Annotated in this window: 19 protein-coding genes; 11 read left to right on the plus strand and 8 right to left on the minus strand. The window is 71.0% G+C overall.

The window, feature by feature from the left end:
- From ACWDU1_RS12830 to ACWDU1_RS12855, 6 genes are all read right to left on the minus strand, one after another.
- A partial coding sequence (locus tag ACWDU1_RS12830; RefSeq protein WP_449998183.1) for a peptidoglycan D,D-transpeptidase FtsI family protein occupies positions 1-1,424 on the minus strand: 1,424 nt, incomplete at its 3' end.
- Positions 1,421-2,317 carry an FtsB family cell division protein gene (locus ACWDU1_RS12835; protein ID WP_449998184.1) on the minus strand — a complete coding sequence of 299 codons (897 nt, stop codon included), beginning with the start codon at positions 2,315-2,317 and terminating at the stop codon, positions 1,421-1,423. The genes ACWDU1_RS12835 and ACWDU1_RS12830, both read right to left, overlap by 4 nt.
- Before the next feature lie 229 nt (positions 2,318-2,546).
- Positions 2,547-3,524, minus strand: a complete 978-nt coding sequence (gene rsmH, locus ACWDU1_RS12840; protein ID WP_449998186.1) for a 16S rRNA (cytosine(1402)-N(4))-methyltransferase RsmH — start codon at positions 3,522-3,524, stop codon at positions 2,547-2,549.
- 277 nt (positions 3,525-3,801) lie between these two features.
- Entirely contained in the window at positions 3,802-4,233 is a 432-nt protein-coding gene (gene mraZ / locus ACWDU1_RS12845; RefSeq protein WP_449998187.1) for a division/cell wall cluster transcriptional repressor MraZ, read from the minus strand.
- A gap of 483 nt (positions 4,234-4,716) precedes the next feature.
- Complete coding sequence (locus ACWDU1_RS12850) at positions 4,717-5,145, minus strand: DUF3040 domain-containing protein (protein WP_449998189.1); 429 nt, start codon at positions 5,143-5,145, stop codon at positions 4,717-4,719.
- Between the two features lie 197 nt (positions 5,146-5,342).
- The gene (locus ACWDU1_RS12855; RefSeq protein ID WP_449998203.1) at positions 5,343-5,732 is read right to left on the minus strand and encodes an SAV_6107 family HEPN domain-containing protein; all 390 of its coding nucleotides are present in this window, start codon (positions 5,730-5,732) and stop codon (positions 5,343-5,345) included.
- Between the two features lie 243 nt (positions 5,733-5,975).
- On the opposite strand from ACWDU1_RS12855, the gene ACWDU1_RS12860 reads away from it, so the two are divergent.
- The 6 genes from ACWDU1_RS12860 to ACWDU1_RS12885 all read left to right on the plus strand — a co-directional run bounded on the left by ACWDU1_RS12860 (position 5,976) and on the right by ACWDU1_RS12885 (position 11,464).
- Entirely contained in the window at positions 5,976-6,590 is a 615-nt protein-coding gene (locus tag ACWDU1_RS12860; RefSeq protein WP_449998190.1) for a GNAT family N-acetyltransferase, read from the plus strand.
- Positions 6,587-8,152, plus strand: a complete 1,566-nt coding sequence (locus tag ACWDU1_RS12865) for a phytoene desaturase family protein (protein ID WP_449998191.1) — start codon at positions 6,587-6,589, stop codon at positions 8,150-8,152. Before ACWDU1_RS12860 ends, ACWDU1_RS12865 begins: the two co-directional genes overlap by 4 nt.
- A 41-nt stretch (positions 8,153-8,193) precedes the next feature.
- Positions 8,194-8,991 (plus strand): carotenoid biosynthesis protein, encoded by a 798-nt coding sequence (locus tag ACWDU1_RS12870; protein ID WP_449998205.1) that lies wholly within the window; start codon positions 8,194-8,196, stop codon positions 8,989-8,991.
- A gap of 16 nt (positions 8,992-9,007) precedes the next feature.
- Positions 9,008-9,784: an LppM family (lipo)protein gene (locus ACWDU1_RS12875; protein ID WP_449998193.1), complete on the plus strand. Its 777-nt coding sequence runs from the start codon at positions 9,008-9,010 to the stop codon at positions 9,782-9,784.
- Complete coding sequence (locus ACWDU1_RS12880) at positions 9,781-10,977, plus strand: glycosyltransferase (RefSeq protein ID WP_449998194.1); 1,197 nt, start codon at positions 9,781-9,783, stop codon at positions 10,975-10,977. Before ACWDU1_RS12875 ends, ACWDU1_RS12880 begins: the two co-directional genes overlap by 4 nt.
- 103 nt (positions 10,978-11,080) lie before the next feature.
- Entirely contained in the window at positions 11,081-11,464 is a 384-nt protein-coding gene (locus ACWDU1_RS12885; protein ID WP_449998196.1) for a hypothetical protein, read from the plus strand.
- A 27-nt stretch (positions 11,465-11,491) separates the two neighbouring features.
- Here the strand turns inward: ACWDU1_RS12885 and ACWDU1_RS12890 are convergent, their stop codons facing one another.
- Positions 11,492-12,409, minus strand: coding sequence for a methylenetetrahydrofolate reductase (locus ACWDU1_RS12890; protein WP_449998207.1), 918 nt, complete (start codon positions 12,407-12,409; stop codon positions 11,492-11,494).
- Between the two features lie 339 nt (positions 12,410-12,748).
- Between ACWDU1_RS12890 and ACWDU1_RS12895 the strand changes: the two genes are divergently transcribed.
- From ACWDU1_RS12895 to ACWDU1_RS12910, 4 genes are all read left to right on the plus strand, one after another.
- Complete coding sequence (locus ACWDU1_RS12895) at positions 12,749-13,825, plus strand: polyprenyl synthetase family protein (protein WP_449998208.1); 1,077 nt, start codon at positions 12,749-12,751, stop codon at positions 13,823-13,825.
- The gene (gene crtI / locus ACWDU1_RS12900; protein ID WP_449998198.1) at positions 13,822-15,456 is read left to right on the plus strand and encodes a phytoene desaturase family protein; all 1,635 of its coding nucleotides are present in this window, start codon (positions 13,822-13,824) and stop codon (positions 15,454-15,456) included. The genes ACWDU1_RS12895 and crtI overlap by 4 nt, the downstream gene beginning before the upstream one ends.
- Positions 15,457-15,631: 175 nt before the next feature.
- Positions 15,632-17,194 (plus strand): alpha-(1->6)-mannopyranosyltransferase A, encoded by a 1,563-nt coding sequence (locus ACWDU1_RS12905; RefSeq protein WP_449998210.1) that lies wholly within the window; start codon positions 15,632-15,634, stop codon positions 17,192-17,194.
- A gap of 116 nt (positions 17,195-17,310) precedes the next feature.
- Positions 17,311-18,189 (plus strand): phytoene/squalene synthase family protein, encoded by an 879-nt coding sequence (locus tag ACWDU1_RS12910; RefSeq protein WP_449998199.1) that lies wholly within the window; start codon positions 17,311-17,313, stop codon positions 18,187-18,189.
- 14 nt (positions 18,190-18,203) lie between these two features.
- Here the strand turns inward: ACWDU1_RS12910 and ACWDU1_RS12915 are convergent, their stop codons facing one another.
- Positions 18,204-18,572: an Rv2175c family DNA-binding protein gene (locus ACWDU1_RS12915; protein ID WP_449998201.1), complete on the minus strand. Its 369-nt coding sequence runs from the start codon at positions 18,570-18,572 to the stop codon at positions 18,204-18,206.
- A 144-nt stretch (positions 18,573-18,716) separates the two neighbouring features.
- Between ACWDU1_RS12915 and ACWDU1_RS12920 the strand changes: the two genes are divergently transcribed.
- Positions 18,717-19,720, plus strand: a 1,004-nt coding sequence (locus ACWDU1_RS12920; RefSeq protein ID WP_449998212.1) for a protein kinase domain-containing protein, incomplete at its 3' end; no start/stop codon positions are given.

The raw sequence follows: 19,720 nt of genomic DNA on the forward strand, positions 1-19,720 counted from the left end.
GTCATCTGGAGGGTCGTCATCGAGAGGCCCTGTCCGATGGGCAGGTTCGCGAAGGTGCCGCCGGACCACTGATCGCGGGCGGGCAGCAGGCCGGAACTCTCCGCCGGAAGGCCCACCTCGGTGCGCCGGCCCAGACCGAACCGGGCGAGCATATCGGCGAACCGGTCTTCCCCGACCCGCTGTGCCAGCATGAGGGTGCCCACATTGGAGGACTTCCCGAAGATCCCGGTGGTCGTATACGGGACCACACCGTGTTCCCAGGCGTCGCCGACCGTGACCCCGGACATATGGATCCGGCCGGGCACCTGGTGTACCTCGTCCGGGTCGGTGAGCTTGTTCTCCAGCGCGGCGGCCGCGGTCACGATCTTGTTGACCGAACCCGGTTCGAAGGGCTGGGTCACCGACGGATTGTCCAGTCCGGCCGGATCCCAGTGCTGCGGGCCCAGCGCGGGATTGAAGGTGTTGTCGTTGGCCATGGCCAGCACCTGGCCGGTCCGCGCGTCCAGCACCACCGCGGAGGCCGAGCGCGCACCGGAGCGGTCCTTGGCCTGCTGGACCTGCTGCTGCACGTAGTACTGCAGATCCGAGTCCAGGGTGAGCTCGACGTCGTTACCGTCCACGGCGGGCTGGCGGTCACGCCAGCTGCCGGGAATCACCGCGCCGTCGGAGCCACGATCGTAGGTGTAGGAGCCGTCGGTGCCGGCCAGCGCCGAATCCAGGGAGCCCTCCAGCCCGACCCGGCCGTGACCGTCCCAGCCGGTGGCACCGACGATATTCGCGGCCAGCGAGCCGCCGGGGTATTCGCGCAGGTCCTGACGTTCCGAGCCGATCTCGGGGAATTCGGCGGTGATCTCGTCGGCCTTACGCGGGTCGACATTGCGGGCGAGATAGACGAAAGTCTCGTCGCTGCGCAGTTTGTCCAGCAGTTCGGATTCCTTCGGCCCGTCCGGACCGAGGACCCGGTGGATGGTGCCGGCTATCTCCTTCAGCCGCTCCTCCGGGTCGGGTGCGGATTCGTCCTTCGCTTTCGCGTCGGCGAGATCCTGGCGTACCCGAACGGGCTGGAAACTCAGGGCCTGGGCGATCAGCGTGAGCGCCAGCGCCTTGCCGTGCCGATCGGTGATCGTGCCGCGTGCGGCGGGCAGATCCTGATAGGTGGTGCGCTGACCCGCCGCCTGCGCGGACAGCGACGGCGCGGAAATCGTCTGGACCCAGAGCAGCTGCAGGGCCACCACGGTCAACGCCACGAGCATGATCACCCGGCCGGTACCCAGCCGGATCCGGACCGGTCCGTCCTTTCCCGGCCGCCGCCGGGGCCCGCCGGGGCGCCGGGTGCCCGGCGACCGGTCCGGGGCGGGCGTCCGGTTCGCCGCGGTCCGGGATCGCGGCGCGCCGCGCCCCTGTCCCGGCCCGCTGCGGCTCATCGCATCCCCTCGCCCGCCGGCGCGGCCGGATCCTGGACCGGCGGCGCCGGTTCGGGAGTGGGCGTGGGCACGACCGCCCCGCCGGGGTTGTCGCCGTCGGCCACACCGGCCTCCGGACCGGGTGCCGGGGCCGCGGCGGGCGGTATCTGCTCGCCCGGTACCGCCGCCTGCGGAGCGGGCGCCGCCGCGGGGTCCCCGGCGGGCGGCGTGCCGTCGGGCAGGGCCCCGGCCGGGCCGCCCGGCGTGGGAACCGATTCCGGGGTCACCGACGCCGGTCCGGTACCCGGCGCGGCGAGCACCGCGCCCGGCACGGTGGCGGCGGGAGCGCCCGCGTGTGGCAGTTCCGGTACGGGCACCACTCGTTCACCCGGATCTCCACCGTTGTGCGGGGCGTTGCGGGGCGGCGGGTTGAGCGGCGGCGCCGGCGCGCCCTGCGCCGGGGCAGGTTCACCGATCACAGTGATGGTCCCGTCGGGACCGACCACCAGCCGCGCGGGATCCACCGCCGGGATCATGCCGAGTTCCCGGGCCCGGGTGGCCAGTTCGGGTGCCGAATCGGCGGCGGCCACCTCGCGCTCCAGGGCGGCGCGCTCGTCGGAGAGCACCCGGTTGGCCTCGCGTGCGTCACTGAGCTGGTAACTGTCCTCGGCGGCACGGGTGGTCAGGACCAGGGTGAGGGCGAGACCACAGCCGAACATGGCCAGAATCGCGGTGACGAAGGGCACCCGCCCCGTCAGTTCCGAACCGGCGGGCGCGGCCGCCGTGGGTGGTACCGCCGCGCGTTGCCGGCGCCGGGCGTACGCGCGTTGCGCCGCACCCGATTTCACCCGCTCCGCGTCGTGTACGCGCCGGGCCGGCCGTCGCCCGGTCTCGGTACGTGTAGCCACGCTCATACCTGACACCCCCGTATCGGTGTGATGGCCCGCGGCGGATCGCCGCGAAGGCCGTTCCTGTGGTCCGTGCCCGGGCGCCGCGTCCCTCGTGCAGCGACGCTTCGGGCACCGATGCGATATCCACGTATCGCATACGCCATGTGGTACCGGAACCAGGCAAGGGAGACAACCGAATTCGCCACTGTGCAGGCGATCGATCCGGTCGGTCCGCAGGCCCCGGTACACCGGTTCATCCCGCTTCCCCCACGATCTTCTCGGCGGCCCGCATCCGGACCGGAGCCGATCGCGGGTTCTCCTCGATCTCGGCGGGGCCCGCCTGTTCGGCTCCGCGGGTGAGGATCCGGAATTCCGGCCCCATCCCGGGTAGCTCGACCGGTAGATCCACCGGTGTGCGGGATCGGGCACGCTCGGCCAGTTCGTGTTTGACGACCCGGTCCTCGAGCGATTGGTAGGACATGACGACGATCCGCCCGCCGGGCCGCAGCGCGTCCAGGGCGGCGGGTAGCGCGGCACGCAATGAATCCAGTTCGCCGTTCACCTCCACCCGTAGCGCCTGGAAGGTGCGCTTGGCCGGATGCCCTCCGGTGCGGCGGGCCGCGGCGGGGATGGTGTCGTAGAGCAGTGCCACGAGTTCGGCGCTGGTCCGGAACGGCTGCCGCTCGCGGCGCCGCACGATCTCACCGGCGATCTTGTTCGCGAAACGTTCCTCGCCGTAGGTCTTGAGCACCCGGGCCAGTTCGCCCCGGCCGTAGGTGTTGAGGACATCGGCGGCGGTGGGACCGGTGGTGGGGTCCATTCGCATATCCAGCGGCGCGTCCACCGAATAGGCGAAACCGCGGTCGGCCTCGTCCAACTGCATGGACGAGACACCCAGATCCATCAGGATTCCGCTCACCGAGCCGGTGGCCGGCAGTCCCGCTTCGGCCAGCGCGTCCGCTATCCCGTCGTAGCGGGTGTGCACGGTGGTCACCCGGTCCGCGTAGGCGTGCAGCCGCTCGGCGGCGTGGGCGAGCGCGCGGGTGTCGCGATCGAGCCCTACCAGGCGTAATCGCGGATGGGTGCGCAGGAAGTATTCGGCGTGACCGCCGAGCCCGAGCGTCGCGTCCAGGTACACCGCATCCGGCTCGCCGAGGACGGGATCGAGCAATTCGGCCGCGCGGGTGAGCAGAACAGGGACGTGTCGCGTGCCGTGCTGCTCACGGTTCACCTGACCTCCCGGATTCGTGCCTCGCTGGGAAATGACCGGATTCCGGTCGCATCACACCGCGGCTTCGACGCGAACATCACGCCGAAGCGGCCGATAGTTTGCTGCGTGAGATTTCGAGTCGTCGCCCTTCCCGGCCCGGCACAGTGACTGTGCCTGCGACACAAAGGAAATCGGCGACTGTCACGAATGCCGCGGGGTCTCTGACCGAAGCGGCACCTGGCGTCGGGGAAGTACGCCAGGGTCCGTCCGGGCAGAGGCCGCGTGGCACTCGCGCGGGCTAGAAGATTCCGCCCAATGCCTCGTCTCTCGCTTGCGCGTAGTCCTCCTCGTGCTCGGCGAGGTAGGTCTCCCACGCCTGCTTGTCCCAAATTTCCAGGAAGTCGACCGAACCGATGACCGTACAGTCGCGACTGAGATTGGCGTACCGACGATGCTCGGCCGACAGAACGATCCGGCCCTGCGAGTCCAGATGCTGTTCATCCGTTCCCGCCGCCAGCGCCCGGATGAACGCCCGCGCCTGCGGATTACTCCGCGATGCCGACGCCGCTCGCCGGGCGAGCGCGCTGAATTCGTCCTTCGGGTAGACGGCAAGGCTGTGGTCTTGTCCTTTCGTGACCATCAACCCTCCCGCCAGATCATCTCGAAACTTCGCGGGCAACGTGAGTCGCCCCTTGTCGTCCAGACGAGGTGTGTAAGTACCGAGAAACAACCCGATACCTCCTACCGGACCACCTCGACTGGTGTTCGCCGGCAACGCCGGCCGAGCGCCTTACGGCCTCTCCTGTAGTGCGCGCTCCACATTACCCCACTTTCCCCCACTTTCAATCGAAACACGGGGTGATGTGCCTCCCCGGCCGACCGATTTCGCAGGTCATTCCAGCTATCACCGGCGTGGGGAACTTTTCCCGCTTCCTGCCTCCCCGCGCGCGTCCACGGGCTCGACCAGCGGCCGCGCCCGTCAACTTCCAGCAAACCCCCTGTTCAAGCCCTATTGGCGAGCCCGGTGGGGCGGTGTGGGGGAACCCGGTGGGGAAGGGTGGGAGAAGGCGGCGCGGAAGCGGTCCGCGACCCGCCGCGTGAAGCGCACCGGGCCGTCCTCGAACGGGCTCGGACATGCGCGAACAGCGGTGCCGCACCGGATTTCCGGTGCGGCACCGCTGTGGCTGTTACCGAGGTTCGGCCGCCGGGGCGGCTATTCCTGTTCGAACCTTCGGCGGAAGCGGTCTTCCATACGTTCGGTGAACCCACCGGAACGGCGTTGCCGGTTACGCCCGGCACCGCGCTCCGCCGGGCCCGCCCCCGCCGCTTCGTTCGCGGACCCACCCGGGCCCGCCGATCCGGACTTCGCACCGCCGAGCAGGAGCAGCACTCCCGCACCGAACATCACGATGAATCCGACCAGACTGATGATCGGGAATCCGCCGGGACGCACCGGTAGCGCGATACCGGCGATCAGCAGAACCAGACCGATGACGAACAGGGCCGCCGCCTGGAGTCTGCGACGACTCGAGGTCGTACGGAAACGTCCACCGCGGACGGACGACGCGAACTTCGGATCCTCAGCGTAGAGAGCGCTCTCGATCTGTTCGAGCATGCGCTGCTCGTGCTCGGAGAGTGGCACGGTACCTCCCCCGGCACTAGGACGTGGCTGTCGCCTCCGGGTAGGCGACAGATAACCCCTTGGCGGCTATCTGTCACCAATGATACGAGTTCGCCCAGGGCCGTACCACCATATGGGTGCAGCCGACCCAACTTCGTCCCCGGATCGAGTCCGACCGGGCGGAAATCCGCTGGCCGGGCCGGTCGGCGCGGCGAAAATCACGGCGTGCCGTTCTCGTCTCCCGCGGCACGCAGCCGGGCGGCGGGCGCGATCAGGTCCTCCACATCGTGCAGAAACGCGCCGACTCGGGAAGAGAATTCGTCGGCCCAGGTCTCGTCGATGTCACGGGGCAGACCCGCTTCCAGCGCCGCCCGGGTGGCGGAATGACCACTGAAGTAGTCGGCCCACATCACGAATTCGGGTGCCGCGCGCTGCAGCATCACCCAGGCGTTACGCGATCGTGCCCGGGGTGCGGCGTCGGCTCCCGTCAGCGCCAGCACGGCGCCCGCGCCGCGCAGCGCGGCCAGATAGGCGACGCGGAACCTCTCCCCGGGATCGCTCTCGCCGGCCGCTTCCATGAGTAGCCCGTCGGCGCGCCGCAGCAGCATCCCCGCCCGCCCGGCATGACCCGGGTGCGCATTCCGATCCGACATAGCCGTCCCTCCGTATCTCGCCCGTCGCACCCCGCGGTGGTCTGCCGGTATGGCAGGCTGAGCGTGCACCGTTGGGGGCCGAACAGGTTTTCGAACGTTTGGCTCGAGCTTGAATATAGAGACGACCACCGACATGTTCGCGGACCCGAAAGCCGCAGCTCCGGCCCGCCGACAGGGAAAGAGCCCTTCGAAACCGAAATGACCGCCGTCAAGTCCAACCATCTCCCCGCCCCGGTCGTCGTCGACCTCTCGGTCGCCGCGCTGCGCGCCAGGTTGCACGACGCGCTCGCCGTGTACGTCGCCGCCATGGACTACCCCCGCGGCACCGAGCACCATCGCGCCCCGATGTGGACCGAGCACACCCATCGCGCGGGCTGGCAGGCCGTCGCCGCGGTGGTCCCCGAGGACAACGGCGAGTTCGACCTGCGCCGCTCCCCCATCGTCGCGATCGCCTACGGCTACCGGGGCGGTCCGCATCAGTGGTGGCAGCAGCAGGTGCACGCGGGGATGCGGCGGGCGGGCTGGGCCGAGCCCGCCACCCAGCGGTTGCTGGGCGACTACTTCGAACTCACCGAACTACATGTGCATCCCAGTGCGCAGGGCCGGGGTATCGGCGCGATCCTGCTGCGGCAGCTGCTGCGCGACCGGCCCGAACAGTCGGTGCTGCTGTCGACTCCCGAGGTCTACGCCGAGGACAACCGGGCCTGGCGGCTCTACCGCCGGCTGGGTTTCCAGGACGTCCTGCGTGATTTCGTCTTCGCCGGTGACCACCGGCGTTTCGGCATCCTGGGCCGGTCGTTGCCGCTGTCATGAGCGTGCTGATCATCGGATCCGGGCACAACGCCCTGGTCGCCGCCTGTTATCTCGCCCGTGCGGGCCATCGGGTGCGGGTCCTGGAACGCGATACTGTCCTCGGCGGCGCGGTATCGACCGTGGAACGCTTCCCGGGCCATCGGGTGGACCGCGGGTCCTCGGCGCACCTGATGATCCGGCATACCGGGATCGTCGAGGAGCTGGCGCTGCACCGCTACGGGCTGCGCTACCTGGAATGCGATCCGTGGGCGTTCGTGCCCGCCTGTCCCGATACCGGCGCGGCGCCGATCGTGTTCCACCGTGATCTCGACCGCACCTGCGCCTCCATCGCGGCCGCCTGCGGTGATCGCGACGCGGCGGCCTACCGGCGGTTCGCCGAGGTGTGGGAGCCGCGGGCAAGGCGGGTGATGCGGTCCTTCGGCGGCGCGCCGGTCCCGGGCCGGTTACTGCGCTCGTTCTGGGGCCTGGACGCCCGGGACGGCGGCAGTGCCCTGTCCCGGGAGTTCCTGCAAACGGGTGACGCCCTGCTGGACACCTGGTTCGACGACGAACGACTCAAGGCCGCCCTGGCCTGGTTCGGCGCCCAGTCGGGGCCGCCCATGTCGGAGCCGGGAACCGCGCCGATGGTGGGGTTCGCGGCGCTGATGCATACGCTGCCGCCGGGCCGGGCGGTGGGCGGCAGCGGGGCGCTCACCGAGGCGCTCGTCGCGCGGCTGCGCGCCGACGGCGGCGAGATCCTCGCCGGCGACGGCGCCCGCGCCCTCACCCGCCGGATCGACGGCTGGCGGGTACGCACCGACGCGGGCCGGGTCCACGACGCCGCGACGGTGGTCGCGGGCACGCATATCCTCACCACGCTGGAACTGTTGCGCGCGGGAGGTTTCGATCCGGCACCGCTCGCCGACTGGCGGCGGCGGATCCGGGTGGGCCCCGGCATCGGCATGGTGGTGCGGGCCGCGACCGACGCGCTTCCGAGTTATCCCGGGGCGGCACCCGAGCACTCCGCGACCGGACTGCAGCTGCTGGTGGGCCACCGCGACCAGCTCCGGGTGGCCCACGGTCACGCCCTCGGCGGCCGGCTGCCACCGCGGCCGGTCGTGCTGGCCATGAGTTTCAGTGCCCTGGATCCGACCATCTCCCCCGCCGGGCAGCATCAGCTCTCGCTGTGGTCGCAGTGGCATCCCTACCGCCTCGCCGACGGCACCGGCTGGCCCGTTCACGCGGAAACCGAGGCCGATCGCATCGTGGCCGAACTCGATCGCTACGCACCGGGCGCGGCGGGCTCGGTGCTGCGGCGTCATGTGCAGACACCGGCGGATCTGGAATCGGAGCTGGGACTGCTCGGCGGCAACGTCATGCATATCGAGATGAGTCTCGATCAGATGATGCTGTGGCGGCCGCTGCCGGAACTGGCGGGTCACCGGGTGCCCGGCGCACCGGGTCTGTATCTGACGGGCGCCTCCACCCATCCCGGGGGCGGGGTCTCGGGCGCGAGCGGCCGTACCGCGGCGCGCCTGGTGATACGGGATCAGCGGCGAATCCGGCGGTGGATACGCCGGTGACCAAGGAGTACTCCGGCCGCCGTGCCGACGCCCGGTACGGGCTGGTGTCCGCGGGGTGTCTGGTGGCGCTGATCGGGACCCAGATCGCCTATCCACTCACCACGGCCGGGGCACGGGACGCGGTCACCGTGGCCGTGGTGCTCCTTTCGGCGGGGACGGCGCTGCTGCACGCGGCGCTCACCCGGGGTGTGCGCTACGGACTCGGGTTCGTCGTGATCGTCTCCGGGATCGGGTTCGCGGCCGAAGCCGTGGGCACCGCCACCGGGATACCGTTCGGCGCCTACGACTACGCGGCCGGGCGCCTGGGTCCGGCCCTGTTCGAGGTTCCGCTGGTGGTACCGCTGGCCTGGACCGGCGGACTGTATCCGATCTGGGTGGTCGCGGGTCTGCTGTGCCGGCGCGCCGGGCCGCGGATCATCGCGACCGCTACCGGCGCCGTCGGCTGGGATCTGTTCCTGGACCCGCAGATGGTGGCCGACGGCCACTGGCACTGGCACCGCGCCGGTGCCGGGCTGCCGGGTCTGGCGGCGATCCCGTGGACCAACTATCTCGGCTGGTTCCTGGTGGCCATCGTGATGGCGGCGGCCCTGACGTTCTGGGACCGCACCGCGCCGCCGTCGGGCCGGATCACCGTCCCGGTACTGATGTTCCTGTGGACCTGGCTCGGTTCCGCACTGGCCCACGCGGCCTTTCTCGGCCTGCCGTATTCGGCCTGCTACGGCACCGTCGTACTCGGAATCCTCGGCGTTCCGCTGCTGGTGACGCTGGTGCGGCACGGTCGCGGGCCGGTGCCGGGTCACGACCGCGCCGCGACCGGGCCCGTCGTATGGCGTGGGTGAGTTCGGGCCTGGCACCATGTCATCCGTGCCAACGAGTCCCGTCACCGAAGAACCCGGCTCCCCGGTCCCTGCTCCGCGCGCCCGCCGCCTCCGGACGCGGGTGAGCGCCGCCCTCGTCCTGGCCGCGTTGCTGGTGCCCGCGCTCGCCGGCTGCCTGCGCGTCCAGGCGTCGATGGGGGTGTCGTCCAACGACCGGGTATCGGGGCGGATCGTGGCCGCGGTCGTACCGGAGAACTCCGAGGACAAGGGCCCGCAGTTCACCGCCCCAGAAGCGCTGGCCACGAAGGTGCGTATCGAGCCGTACAACCAGGACGGCTATGTGGGCAACGAGATCTATTTCGACGACCTGAACTTCGGCGAGGTCGAACAGCTGTCCCAGCTCTCCGAGCAGGCCCAGGGCCTGTTCCAGCTGAAGTTCCAGCGCAACGGCGATCTGGTGAGCCTCAACGGCCGCATCGACCTCGAGACGCTGGCCCCGCACGGTTCCGATGTGCAGCTGAGCGTGGCGTTCCCGTCCCGTGTCGCCAAGACCAACGGCACCCGCGAGGGCGATTCCGTGGTCTCGTGGAAACTGCCCGCCGGTGAGGTGAGCACGGTGCGGGCCGAGGTCGGCTATGCCGACCCCAACACCCGCTCCTTCGCCGGCTGGGCGGGGATCGTGGGCGGGCTGACCCTGGCCATCGCGGCCGTCGTCATAGCGCTGGCCTACCTCGACCGCAACCCCGCGGCACCGGGCGCACCCGCCGGGTTCTCACTGCGCCGCTGGTGGGACGGGGTCAAGAACAACCAGTGAGGGTCACGCGCGACCGCTGCGGCCGGGTGGTGGGCGTGGGAACGGCCCTCGCCGTGGCGGGCGCCGCGCTCGCCGCCCGGAACCGGGCGACCGTGCCGCGGCTGGATCCGAACCCGCCGCCGGTCACCGAGGCGGTGACGGTATGCGTACCCGCCCGCGACGAGGCCGCCCGCCTGCCCGGGCTGATCGGAGACCTCCGGGCGCAGACCGGTATCCCGGACCTGCGGATACTGATACTCGACGACGACTCCCGCGACGGCACCGCCGCGGCCGCGCGCCGCGCGCTCGCCGGTGACCCGCGCGGCACGGTTCTCGTCACGACCGGCGCGCCCCCGCCGGGCTGGACCGGTAAGGCGGCGGCCTGCCGGATACTCGCCGAGCACGCGGCCGGACCGGATATCGGTCGCGCACCGGAGGTCCTCGTCTTCCTCGACGCCGATGTCCGACTCGCCCCCACTGCCCTGGCGGCGGCCGTCACCCGGTTGCGCGCGCAGCGGCTGACGCTGCTGTCGGCATGGCCGCGACAGCGCGCGGAGACCCTCGCCGAACAACTGGTTCAGCCGCTGCTGTGCTGGTCGTGGGCCTCGACTCTGCCGGTCACGGTGACCGATCGCGGTGCCCGCCCGTCGACGGCGGTGGCCTGCGGTCAGTTCCTGGTCTTCGATACGGCCGGCTATCGCGCCATCGGCGGGCACGCCCCGGTCGCCGCCGCGCTCACCGAGGACCTCGAAATCGCGCGGGTGCTGCGGCGGGCCGGGTATCGCACGGCCGTCGCGGCGGCGGGCGGACTCGCCGCGACCCGGATGTACCGCGGCGCGGGCGAACTGGCGTCCGGGTATCGCCGCTGGCTCTGGTCCGCCTACGGCGGAACGGTTTCCGGCGGTCTCGTCGTGGCGGGCGCCGCGGCCTGGGCCTACTGGCTGCCCCCGCTGGCCGCGGTGCTGGGCCGCGGCCGGATCCGGCGCTACGGCCTGCTCGGTTACGCGGCCGCGGTCCTGGGCCGGGTACTGGCCCGCGGCCTGGAGACCGGCCGCGCGCCCGCGGCCGCGGATCTGCCGGTGGCCGCGGCCCATCCGCTCTCGGTCGGTGCGTATCTCCTGCTGTGGGCCTGCTCACATCGAGATCGGCGGCGCGGCGCGCTGACCTGGAAGGGACGTCCCCTGAGCCCCCTCCAAGAGCTGGACTCACGCTGATTCTCGGCCTTGTGCCCGCCCGGCGGCGGAACGGATGATGAATCCGCCCGGACCGATCGGCAGGGACAGTTCTTCCGGCCCGGGCTGCGAGGAGGCTGTACCCATGACCGTCACCGTCACCGGCTACCCGAGTGCCGATACCACCACCTGGACGCAGTGGCACGATCGGTGCACGGTCTGGCTGAGCGATCCGCACAGCGCGGACCATCGCATCGCCCGCCATGTGCTGGGCGACGCCCCGGAGCGGCTGCCGGAGATCCCGGGGACCTGGTGGGTAGTCGGCGACCGGGTGTTCATCGCCGCCAAACCGGGTGACCGCCTCGATCACGCGGGCGAACGGATCGCCGGTATCGAGATCCTCGACCCGGTCGACAACGCGCCGGGCGTCATCGTGCGCTACGACGACCGGGCGATCGAGATCGCACGCCGGGACGGCCGCACCACGGTGCAGGTCTTCACCGCGCCCGGCGCGCAGGTCTCGGCGTAGCCGGATCGGATATCCGGCCCGGCCGGATCAGGCGCTCACCGGCGCCGCCGTCACCCCGTATCCCAGGTTGGCCAGTACCTCACCGGTGGCCTTGGCGAAGTTCAGGGTGATGAAATGCAGGCACGGCGCGCCCTCGGCGATGAGGCGCTCACCCATCTCGGTCGCGATCTCGATACCCGCCGCGCGGACGGCGGCGCGGTCTTCCTCCGGACCCGTGCCGGCGGCCCGGCGCAGCCGCTCGATCACCCGGTCCGGCAGCGGACGGCCGCAGAGCTGTTCGGCCCGCTCCACCGTGCGCAGCGAGGTGATCGGCATCAGCTCCGGGATGATCGGTTTGGCACCCTGCACCGGATCCCGGGCCACGAGCCGGTCGCGCAGCCGCAGATAGTCGTCGACGTCGAAGAACATCTGGGTGATGGAATACTCGGCGCCCGCACGCAATTTCGCGGCGAGATGGTCGGTATCGCGATCGAGATCCGGTGACCGGTGATGTCCCTGCGGGAACGACGCGACCCCGACATGGAAATCGCCGAGATCACGCACGATGCGCACCAATTCCTCGGCGTATTCGACGCCTTCGGGATGCTTGCACCATTCGCCCAGCGGATCACCGGGCGGATCACCCCGGAGCACGAGGATATTGCTGATACCGGAATCGGCGTAGGCGCCGACGATGGAGCGCAGCTCGGCGACGCTGTGCCCGACCGCGGTGAGATGACCGACCGGCAGCAGCGTGGTCTCCTGGGCCAGCTGCCCGGTGACCCGCACCGTGCGGTCCCGGGTGCTGCCGCCCGCGCCGTAGGTCATGGACACGAACGCCGGGTGCATCCGCTCGAAGGTGCGTACCGCACGCCACAGCCGCTGCTCGCCCGCCTCGTCACGCGGCGGGGAGAACTCCACCGAGAACGGCACCGCACCGTCGGCACGCCGGCCCAGGCTCCGCACGACCGAACGCGTCGCGGAGACGTCCGGTGACGTGGGGGACGGCCGGCCAGGGGTCGGTAGTCCCCGCGCGTTGTCGAAAGTCACCGGCACAGTCTAAGGCGGGCGTATGCACCCGCCCGGGCCGCTCCCCACCGGTCGCGCCCCGGTCCGGCCCCGCGCGCCCGCGCGCGTATTCTGCGATCATGCCCCGCCACCGCGGCGGGCGGACGCGGGCCGCCATCGATCGCGGCACCCCCGGCCGGGACTCCCACCACCGGAGCCCGCGCGTAGCCAACGAACTGGGAGGTCACCCTGTCCGCCGGAACCGGTACTCCGACCCGGTCGGGTCCCACCACCGCGATCCCCGGGACCGCCGACTTCGCGACGGCCGTGGAACAGGCGCTGACCGCCTTCTTCGCCACCCGCACCGAGCCGGTCGCCGAACTCGGGCCGGTGTTCACCGATGCGGCCGAGGCGCTCGAATCGTTCGTGCTGCGCGGCGGTAAACGCACCCGGCCCGGTTTCGCGTGGATGGGCTGGCTGGGCGCGGGCGGCGATCCGGCGGGCCCACGGGCCGAATCGGTGCTGACCGCCTGCTCCGCGCTGGAACTGGTACAGGCGTGCGCGCTGATCCACGACGACATCATCGATTGCTCGCGCACCCGGCGGCGTTTCCCCACCGTGCACGTGGACTTCGAACAACGCCATCGCGACCGCGGCTGGACCGGTGATCCCGCCCACTACGGCGAATCGGTGGCCATCCTGCTCGGCGATCTGGCGCTGGCCTGGGCCGACGATATGGTGCACGGGTCCGGTCTGCCGCCCGCGGCGCTGGCCCGCTTCGCCCCGGTCTGGGCCCGGATGCGCACCGAGGTTCTGGGCGGGCAGCTGCTGGACGTGCACGGTGAGGCCAGCGGCGACGAATCGGTGGCCGCGGCCCTGCGGATCAACCGGTACAAGACCGCCGCCTACACCGTGGAACGCCCGCTGCACCTGGGTGCGGCGCTGGCCGACGCCGACCCCGGCCTGATCGCCGCCTATCGCACCTACGGCACCGATATCGGGATCGCCTTCCAGCTCCGCGACGATCTGCTCGGCGTCTTCGGCGATCCGGCCGTCACCGGCAAACCCTCCGGCGACGATCTGCGTGAGGGTAAGCGCACCGTCCTGGTCGCCGAGGCGCTGGCCCGGGCGGCCGCGACCGACCCGGCCGCCGGCGACCGGCTGCGCGCCGAGATCGGCACCGAACTGTCGGAGCCGCAGGTGGCCGAACTGCGGGCGCTGCTCACCGGTCTCGGCGCGGTGGACGCCGTGGAGACCCGGATCGCGACCCTCACCGAACAGGGCCTGCGCGCCATCGACACCAGCTCCGCCACCCCGGAGGCCAAGGAGCGGCTGCGCGCGATGGCGCTGGCCGCGACTCGGCGTACGGCGTGAGTGGTCGGCAGGAGGCGAAGGGCCGGTCGCTCAGGTCGGTACCGGGGCCGGTGGAACACGTCGCGGTGGTCGGGGCCGGGCTGTCGGGACTGTCGGCGGCGCTGTACCTGACCGGCGCCGGCTGCTCGGTGACCCTGATCGAACGCGCCGACCACGTCGGCGGCCGGGTGGGCCGGTACCGCTTCGACGACTACGACATCGATTCCGGGGCGACCGTGCTCACCCTCCCCGGGCTGGTCGACGAGGCGCTGGCCGCCGTGGGCCTCGATACCGCGACCGCCGTTCCGCCGCTGCGGATCCGGCCGCTGGCCCCCGCCTATCACGCGCGGTTCGCCGACGATTCGCAACTGCGGGTGTTCTCCGACCCGGAAGAGATGAGCGCCGAGATCGACCGGGTCTGCGGTCCGGCGGAGGCCGCGCGATACCGGCGGCTCCGGAACTGGCTCGCCCGGATCTACCGGGCCGAATACGACGAGTTCCTGGACACCAACTTCGATTCACCGCTGGATCTGCTGCGCTACCCGGAGAAACGCGCCGCCCTGTTCGACCTGGTCCGGCTGGGCGGCTTCGGCCGGTTGGGCCGGCGGGTGGACCGGACGCTGCGCGATCCGCGGCTGGCACGGCTGTTCACCTTTCAGGCGCTGTACGCCGGGATGGCGCCCGCCGACGCCCTCGGGGTCTACGGCGCGATCCCGCATATGGACACCGGGCTGGGGGTGTCCTTCCCGGAGGGCGGGATGCGCGCGGTCGCCGAAACCCTCGCCGGGGCCTTCACCGCGGCGGGCGGAGCGCTGGAACTCGGCGCCGAGGTGACCGGTCTCGAATACGACCACACCGGCCGGGGCCGGAAACGGGCCCGGCGGGTACGGCTGGCGGACGGGCGCGGTATCGACTGCGACGCGGTGGTCCTCACCGCGGATCTCGGATCACTGCGCCGGTTCGGCGTCGCGGTGCCACGAGGTCTGCGCGCGTCCCCGTCGGCGCTCGTCGCGCACGGGACCGTACCGGCCGATATCGCCACGGCGTGGCCGGTGCAGGCCCATCACACGATCGACTTCGGCGCCGCGTGGGCGCGGACCTTCGCCGAGATCACCCCGCGCCGGGGCGGGCGCCTGATGAGCGATCCGTCGCTGCTGCTCACCCGTCCCGCCCTGAGCGATCCCGGATTGCATATCGTCCGCGACAGGGTCCGCTACGAACCCTTCTCCCTGCTCGCCCCCTGCCCGAACCTGGATTCCGCTCCGCTGGAATGGGATCGGCTCGGGCCGGTCTATCTGCGTGAGCTGCTGGGCGTGCTCGAGGACCGCGGCTACCGGGGTATCGCCGCCGGGTTCCGGGTGGACCACCTCGACACGCCCGCACGGTGGCGCGATCAGGGGATGCTGGCCGGCACCCCGTTCTCCGCCGCCCATCTCTTCCGCCAGACCGGGCCGTTCCGCACCCGGAATCTGGCACGGGGCAGCGAGAACGTGGTCCTGGCAGGTTGCGGCACCACGCCCGGGGTCGGGGTACCGACCGTGCTGCTGTCGGGAAAACTCGCGGCCCAGCGCATTGTGGGCGAGAATCGCATCGTCCGGACGCGCGGCCCCGCCACCGTCCGGTCGTCTCATCCGAGGGAAGCCGTAAACTGAGCGCCGACCTATTCGCCTGCGGTTGCGACCGCCGACCATCCGGGGGGACCGACACCTGATGCCAGCCCCCCATATGCACACCACAGCCACCCCGGTCCAGATCGCCGATCCCGGCGACACCACCACCGTTCACCGGCCACTACGGGCGACCGGGCGGGCGGGGTTCGCCCCCGGTATGTGGGGGTGGTTGCGCTTCTGCGGTGATTTCCTGCGCAGCCCGGAAGGACATGCGGCGCTGCTCGGATTCATCGGCGCGCTCATGATCACGTTCGGCGGTTTCGGCGCGGGCGGGGTACGCAAACGCGATCCACTGCTCGAGGCAGTGCATCTGTCCTGGCTGCGGTTCGGGCACGGATACGCGCTCTCGATGATCTGCGTCTGGGCCGGGGTACTGATGATGATCGCGGCCTGGGTACGCCTGGGCCGCATCACCCTGGGTTTCGGTGGCCACACCGGCGAGGTCCGGCTCAACGAACTGCGGGCCATCGTCGGTATCTGGATCGCGCCGCTGATGTTCGCGGTCCCGATGTTCAGCCGCGACGCCTACTCCTACCTCGCACAGGGCGCGCTGCTGCGGGACGGGTTCGACCCGTACCAGGTGGGCCCGGTGGCCAATCCCGGTGTGCTGCTGGACAACGTCTCCACCGTCTGGACCACCACCACCGCCCCCTACGGTCCGGCGTTCCTGCTGATGGGCCGCGCGATCACCACCGTCACCGGTGACAGTGTGGTGGCGGGCACCATCGCGATGCGGTTCGTGATGCTGCCCGGGCTGGCGTTGATGATGTGGGCGGTGCCGTACCTGACCAAACACCTGGGCGGCAAGCCCACCGTCGCGTTGTGGCTGGCGGTGCTGAACCCGCTGGTGCTGGTCCACCTGATCGGCGGCGTACACAACGAGATGCTGATGGTGGGCCTGATGTGCGCGGGTATCGCGCTGGTCCTGGAACGCCACCATGTGGCGGGGATCGTGGTGGTGGCGATCGGGGTCGCGATCAAGGCGACCGCCGGGGTGGCGCTGCCCTTCCTGGTGTGGATCTGGATGCTGCACGAACGCGAGCGCCGGGCCGCCGACGGCCAGCCGGCCGCCCTGTCCACCAGCAGCCGCGAGTTCCTGGCGCACCACTGGAAGATGTTCGCCAAGATCGCCTCGCTGGGACTGGCGGTTTTCGCCGTGGTCTTCGTCGCGGCCTCGGCCATCGCCGGGGTGGGGATCGGCTGGCTGACGGCGCTGTCGGGTTCGCGCAAGATCATCAACTGGCTGTCGCTGCCCACGGTGATGGCCCACGCCATCACCTGGATCACCCCGTTCGGCCAGGACTCGGTCCTCGAGGTGACCCGCATGCTGTGCATGGTGGCCCTGGTGGTGCTACTGGTGTGGACCTGGTGGCGGTTCAAACTCTCCGAACGCGACGCCGTGCTGGGCATCCTGATCGCCTTCGTCGCGATCGTCATCCTGTCTCCGGCGGCGCTGCCCTGGTACTACTCCTGGCCGCTGGCCCTCGCCGCGGGCTTCGCGCTGTCGACCACGACGCTCATGACCCTGGTCGGTATCTGCACCTGGCTGATGCTGGTCTTCCAGCCCGACGGTTCGATCGGGCTGTACAACTTCTGGCATGTCGCGGCCGCGACCTTCGCCTCGGTGGTCGCCGCGCTGTCGCTGCGCACGGTCGATCCGCTGCGCCTGCGCGGCACACCCCGCCCGGTCACCACGCCGACCGTCACCCACGGGCTGTGAGCGGCCGCCACGAGAGTGACAGCGCGGCGGACCGCCCGCCGCGACCGAGCCGGCTTCCCGATTCGGCGCCCGCCGCAACGGACCGGGTCCAGCAGGCCTACCGCCGGTGCCGGCACGTGGCCGCCCGGCACGGCCGCAGCTATTACCTGGCCACCCGGCTGTTGTCCGCCGACCGCCGACCCGCCGTACACGCCCTTTACGCCTTCGCGCGCACGGTGGACGATATCGTCGACAACCCGGACGACCGGGATCCGGGCGCGACGATCGAGGCGCTCGACAGCGTCGAACACCGGCTGACGGCGATCTGGTCCCCCACCCGGGCCGCATCCGACCCGGCCGGGTCACCCCCGGAATTCGACACCGTCTTCCTCGCCCTCACCGATACGGTCCGGCACTTCGATATCGAGCAGCGGCATTTCACCACCTTCCTGGACTCCATGCGGATGGATGTCCCGGAGTCACCGCTGTTCCGCAACCGCTACCCGACGATGGCGGCACTGCACGAGTACATGCGCGGTTCGGCGGCGGCCATCGGCCTGCAGTTGCTGCCGGTCCTGGGCACCGTCTGCCCACGCGCCGACGCCGAACCCGCCGCGGCCGCGCTCGGCAACGCCTTCCAGCTCACCAACTTCCTGCGCGATATCGGCGAGGACCTCGACCGGGACCGGATCTACCTGCCCGGCGACGCGCTCGCCGCGTTCGGGGTCGACGAGGAACTGCTCAGGCAGTGCCGCGCCACGGGACATACCGAGCGGCCGGTGCGCCGGGCGCTGGCGCATCTGGTGGCGGTGAACCGGGATCTCTACCGCACCGCGGTGCCGGGTATCGATCTACTCACACCACGCGTCCGGCCTGCCATCCGCGCGGCCGCGAGCCTCTACGGAGCCATCCTCGAACGCATCGAAGAGGACGAGTACGCCGTTTTCGCGGGACGGGTGGTCGTGCCGAACCACCGGCGGCTGCGGCTGGCCGCCGGTGCCGTACTGGCCCGGTAGCCGCGCCGGCAGGGTCAGAAGGGTTCCGCGGCCGCGCGGCGCACCACCTCCCGGGCCAGCGGCCCGTGCAACGCCTCCACCGGTTTACCGGGCAGGGAGTCGTCGTCGGTGAAGATCCACTCCAGGATCTCCTCGTCGGTGTACTTGGCGTCCCGCATCACCGTGATCAGGCCCGGCAGCATCTTCACCACCGCACCCGTATCGTCGAAAAAGATCTCCGGGACCCAGACCACGCCGTCGCGGCGCAGCGCGAGCAGCTGGTTGTCGCGCAGCATCTGATGGACCCGGGTCACGACGACACCGAGATTTTTCGCCACATCGGGCAGCGAGAGCAGCGGTACCGAGGCGGGCAGGACATCGGCGCTGCAAGGAAAGCTACTCACGATAGACAACGGTAGACCTTGTCCGTCCGCCCGCGGTGAGACACCCGCACCGGTTCGGCCGATACCATCGGTGGGGCCGCGCGGGGCGGCGCCGTGTCGGACACGGTACGAAGGTGGAGAGGGTTCGTGACAGCCGGAGGACAATTGATCGGCGCCGTTCTGGACAGGCGCTACCGGATCGACGCGCCGATCGCCCGGGGTGGGATGTCGATGGTGTTCCGCGGCCTGGATTCCCGGCTGGGACGCCAGGTCGCCATCAAGGTGATGGACCCCAAGTTCGCCGGGGACCCGCAATTCCTGACCCGATTCGAATTCGAGGCCCGCGCCGTCGCCGGCCTGAAGCATCCGTCGCTGGTCGAGGTATACGACCAGGGCGTGGACGGCGAGTACCCGTTCCTGGTGATGGAGCTCGTCCAGGGCGGCACCCTGCGCGAACTGCTGCGCGAACGTGGCCCGATGCCGCCGCACGCGGTGCGCGCGGTCGCCGAGCCCGTCCTCGAGGCCATCGGGGTCGCGCACGCGGCCGGACTGGTGCACCGGGACGTCAAACCGGAGAACGTCCTGATCTCCGACGCCGGTGAGGTCAAGATCGCCGATTTCGGCCTGGTCCGCGCGGTCGCCGCCGCCAACACCACCTCCGCCAGCGTTATCCTCGGCACCGCGGCCTACCTCTCGCCCGAACAGGTGACCTCCGGCAGCGCCGACGCCCGCAGCGATGTGTACGCGTTCGGCATCCTGATCTTCGAACTGCTCACCGGCCAGGTGCCGTTCACCGGCGACAACTCGCTGTCGGTGGCCTACCAGCGGGTGGAGAACGACGTACCCGCCCCCAGCGACCTCATCGCCGGGGTACCGCCGGAGTTCGACCGGCTGGTGGCGCGGGCCACCGCCCGCGAACCCGCGCACCGGTTCGCCGACGCCACCGAAATGGTCGCCGAACTCCGCGCCATCGCCGACCGGCTGAACCTGCCGCCCTACCGGGTGCCGGCACCGCAGGAATCGGCCGAACACACCAGCGCCCGGCACCCGGTCACCCGGCCCGCCCCCGAACCGGCCGCCACACCCGCCGCGCACGCCACCCGGATGGTCACCACCGCGCACCCCCGGCACGAACCACCACCACCCGCCTACATCCCCCCGCACCAGCA

It is taken from the genome of Nocardia sp. NPDC003345, from assembly GCF_053589395.1.